Raw genomic sequence first — 4,085 nt, 5'->3', positions numbered from 1 at the left:
CGTCGCGGAAGAGCGCCGGCGATTTCGGCGCGATGCTCGTGTTCACCGACAGGCCGGAGGAGTTCCTCGCGGCGTGGGAGCGGGCCGGCGCCGCGGCGCCGGTTCCGGCGGCGGAGACGGTGGCGCGCGGGAAGCGGCTCGTCGGCTTCATCGTGTTCACCGGCTGCGCGGCCGACGCGCGCGGGAACTGCAACGCCGTGGTGACGTTCAAGCTGTTCAAGCCGGACGGCTCGTCCTACGGCGACGGCGACCGGGGCGAACTGTGGTCGGGCAAGCCGGCCCTGCGCAAGAACCAGCTTCAGCTGAGCGTCGGCGGCATGGCCTTCGTCCTGGACCCCGGCGACCCGCTCGGCCGCTACACGATGATCGCGGACATCGAGGATCTCGTCTCCGGCAAGAAGCTCCACCTCGAGAAGACGTTCGTGGCCGTCGAGCGGTAGGGGCCGCCGGCGCGTCCCGACGATCGTCGCCGCGCTCAAGACACTTCCGCGCCTGCCGTGCGCGGTGTTCTCCGCCGGCGGCTCGAATCAGGAGTCGCGCAGCGACGGCGCGGACTCGTCGGCGCGCCGCACCCGGAGGACGGCGAACCACAGCGCGGCGGAGACGGCGGAGGGGCCCAAGATCAAGACGAGCACCGAGGGCCAGTCGGGTTCCGCCAAGACGCCGCCGAGGGCAAGGGCGACGAGGAACGCCAGAAACGCGAAGGCGCTCACCGTCAGCGCGTAGCGCGCGACGCCGGCCGTTCGGCGGGTGATCCGTCGCCGCGCCAAGGCCCGGATCAAGACGACGACGCCGAGGATCGCAAGCGGCGTCGAAAGCTGCCAAAGCCCTTGGAAGAGCGCGGTCGCGGACTCCTCGGCCGGATTGAACGGCGGGAAGTCGATGTTCATGCGCGCTCCTCCTCCAGCGTCGGCGCGGGCCGCCGACGCGCGTCTCCCGGCGAAGGCCAATTGTCGCCGGAAAACGAAAAACCCAGCCGCGAGGGCTGGGCTTTCTTGCCGCTAAGTTATGGTGCCGAGGGCGAGACTCGAACTCGCACGTCCTTGCGGACACATGGACCTGAACCATGCGCGTCTGCCAATTCCGCCACCCCGGCAGCGGCGACGCGGGATAGTAAAGCAGGGAGGGGGCGCCGTCAACTCCGCGGCGCGTTCGTCGGCCCGCCGGGCCCGGCGCCGCGCCCGTTTCCGCCGCCGGCGATACCACCGCGGCGGGCTGTAGGGCATGATGGCCGCATGACAATAGACGAAAAGGAAATCCTCGGGCGGCTGTCGGAACAGCCGCAGACCGTGCGGGAACTGGCCGCGGCGCTGGGCATGGGCCCCGCCGAGCGGCCGTTCCTGCGCCGCATCGTCCGCCGGCTCGTGCAGTCCGGCGACCTCGTGGAGATGCGCGGCCGCCGCTTCGGCGCCAAGAGCGCCCTCGGCGACGTCGTCGGGCGCTTCGCGCGGCACCGCGCCGGCTTCGGCTTCGTCAATCCGGACGACGGCTCCGACGACCTGTTCATCCGCATCGGCGCGCAGGGCTCGGCCCTGCACGGCGACGTCGTGGCGGCCCGCGAGATCGCGCGGCGCGCCGACGGGAAGCGCGAGGGGCGGATCGTCCGCGTCGTCGAACGCGCCAGCTCGCGCGTCTCCGGCGTCTTCTACGAGACCGCCTCCGGCGGCGGGATCGTCGAGCCGCTCGACAAGGGGTTCGGCTTCGAGATCGTCGTCCGCCGCGGCGACACCGCCGAGGCCAAGAGCGGCGAGATCGTCAGCCTCTCCCTCGAGGTCTTCCCCGACGAACAGCACGCCGCCAAGGGGCGGGTCGTCGAGCGGCTCGGCCGCCCCGACGAGCCCGGCGTGGACGTCGAGGTCCTGATCCGCAAGTACGGCTTCCCGCTGGCCTTCCCCGACGAGACGCTCGCCGAGGCCGACGCCCTGCCGACCGACCCGAAGGCCTGGCCGCGCGAGGGGCGCGAGGACTTCACGGGGGACGACGTCGTCACGATCGACGGCGAGAGCGCGAAGGACTTCGACGACGCGATCTGCGTCCAGCGGCGCCCCGGCGGCGGCTTCCGCCTCCACGTGCACATCGCCGACGTGGCGCACTTCGTGGCCGAGGACGGGGCGCTCGACCGCGAGGCGCTGCGCCGCGGCACGAGCGTCTACTTCCCCGGCCGCTGCCTGCCGATGCTCCCCGAGCAGCTCTCCAACGGCCTCTGCTCGCTGCGGCCCGACGAGCCGCGCCTGACGCAGGGAACGACGATCGACTACGACGAGGCCGGCGCCGTCGTCGCGGCCCGCTTCCACCGCGGGATCATCCGCTCCAAGGCGCGCCTGACCTACACCGAGGTCGCGCGGATCGTCGAGGAGCGCGACCCCGCGGCCCGCGCCTTCCGCCCCGGCCTGCTGCCGATGCTCGACGCCGCGGCGGAGCTGGCCGGCCTGCTCGCCGACCGGCGCCGCGCCCGCGGGGCGGTGGACTTCGACCTTCCCGAGCCGCAGATCCTGCTCGACCTCACCGGGGCCACGACCGACATCGTTTCGCGCCCCCGCAACCTCGCCCACCGGATGGTCGAGGAGTTCATGCTCGCCGCGAACGAGGCGGTGGCCGATCTCCTCGTCCGCGCGGAGGTCCCGACCCTCTACCGCGCCCACGAGCGCCCCGACCCGCCGCGCGTCGAGCGGGCCGCGCTGGCCCTCGACGCCCTCGGCTACTCGCTCCCCGCGCCGTACACGGAGATCGAGCCGCGGCACTTCGCCGAGGTCGTCGAGCGGGCCAAGGGACGGCCCGAGGAGCCGTTCGTGGTGCGGCTCGCGCTGCGGGCGATGGCCCTCGCGCGCTACGACGAGGAGTGCCTCGGCCACTTCGGCCTCGCCCTGCGCCGCTACCTCCACTTCACCTCGCCGATCCGCCGCTACCCCGACCTCGTCGCCCACCGCTCGCTGCGCCGGCTGCTGGAGAAGACGCCGGAGACGCCGGGGGAGCGCGAGGACCGCGCGGCGCGGATGCCGGAGCTGGCCCGCGAGTGCTCGCGGCTCGAGCGCGAGGCGGAGTCGGCGGAGCGCGAGGCGGTGGCCTGGAAGATCGCCTCGTTCATGGCCGACCGGCTGGGGGACGAGTTCAAGGGGCGGATCGTCGAGGTCGCGGCGTACGGCGTGATGGTCGCCTTGGCCGAGCCGGCCGTCGAAGGGCTGCTCCACGTCTCGCGCCTCGGCGACGAGGAGTTCCGCTTCGACCCGAAGAAGCTCGTGCTGCGCGGCGCGGAGACGGGGCGGGTCTTCCGCCTCGGGATGGAGATCGACGTCCGGGTGGACCGCGTGGACGCGCTGGCGCACATGATCGACTTCGCGCCGGTGACGCCGACGATCGCCGCCGGCCCGCGCGGCGCGCGGCGCGGCGGGCGCAAGGCGGCGGCGCGCAAGACGGGCGGGGAGGGGCGCGGCCGCGGCGCGAAGGGCGCGGCGGCGACGAAGGCGCCGGCCCCGAAGACGGGGCCGCGGACGGCGACGAAGCGGCCGAGCGCGGCGAAGACCGGGACGGGCGCTGCGAAGATGGCGCCGGGCCCGGCGAAGACGGGGCCGCAGGGAGCGAAGAAGGGCGCGGGGCGTCCGGGACGCCATCGGCCGCGGGGCGGCCGTTGACCCGCGGCCGTCCGGCCTACGAACTGCTCGAGCACACGGCGGACGTCGGGCTGCTCGTCCGCGCGCCGGACCGCGCGCTCCTCTTCGAGCGCGCGGCGCTCGCCCTCTCCGACGTCGCGTTCGACGTCGAGCGGGCGGCGGCCGACCTCGCGGCCGGCGCCGGGACGCGCGCGCTGCGGATCGAGGCCGCGGCCGGGGACGGCGAGACGCTGCTCGTTGCCTTCCTCGGCGAGCTGCTCTCGCTCGCGGCGACGGAGGGGCTGGCCGTCGCGGAGGTCGAAGTGACGTCGCTCGGGGCGGCGTCGGTCGCGGCGGTCGCCCGCGGCGTGCCGCTCGATCCGGCGCGGCACGGCTTCAAGACCGAGGTCAAGGCGGTCACCTACCACGAGCTGCTCGTCTCCGAGGACCGGGACGGGTGGACGGCGCGGGTCCTGCTGGATCTCTGAGCCGACGGAC

4 protein-coding genes and 1 tRNA gene are annotated in these 4,085 nt (G+C 74.1%); 3 read left to right on the top strand and 2 right to left on the bottom strand.

The window, feature by feature from the left end; translation table 11 throughout:
* On the top strand, window positions 1-440 hold a 440-nt coding region (locus LLG88_14350; GenBank protein MCE5248090.1), incomplete at its 5' end, for a hypothetical protein.
* A gap of 87 nt (window positions 441-527) precedes the next feature.
* Here the strand turns inward: LLG88_14350 and LLG88_14345 are convergent.
* Together LLG88_14345 and LLG88_14340 are read right to left on the bottom strand one after the other, a co-directional pair.
* Window positions 528-890: a hypothetical protein gene (locus LLG88_14345; GenBank protein MCE5248089.1), complete on the bottom strand. Its 363-nt coding sequence runs from the start codon at window positions 888-890 to the stop codon at window positions 528-530.
* Window positions 891-1,009: 119 nt separating this feature from the next.
* Window positions 1,010-1,096, bottom strand: a tRNA-Leu gene (locus tag LLG88_14340).
* Window positions 1,097-1,235: 139 nt separating this feature from the next.
* Here LLG88_14340 and rnr point away from each other — a divergent pair.
* Window positions 1,236-3,629: a ribonuclease R gene (gene rnr / locus LLG88_14335; protein ID MCE5248088.1), complete on the top strand. Its 2,394-nt coding sequence runs from the start codon at window positions 1,236-1,238 to the stop codon at window positions 3,627-3,629.
* Window positions 3,626-4,075 carry an archease gene (locus LLG88_14330; protein MCE5248087.1) on the top strand — a complete coding sequence of 150 codons (450 nt, stop codon included), beginning with the start codon at window positions 3,626-3,628 and terminating at the stop codon, window positions 4,073-4,075. The genes rnr and LLG88_14330 overlap by 4 nt, the downstream gene beginning before the upstream one ends.
* Window positions 4,076-4,085 lie beyond the last annotated feature (10 nt).

The sequence above is a fragment of the bacterium genome, from assembly GCA_021372775.1.
Lineage (GTDB): Bacteria > Acidobacteriota > Polarisedimenticolia > J045 > J045 > JAJFTU01.
This window is presented reverse-complemented; position numbering and strand designations above follow the sequence as displayed.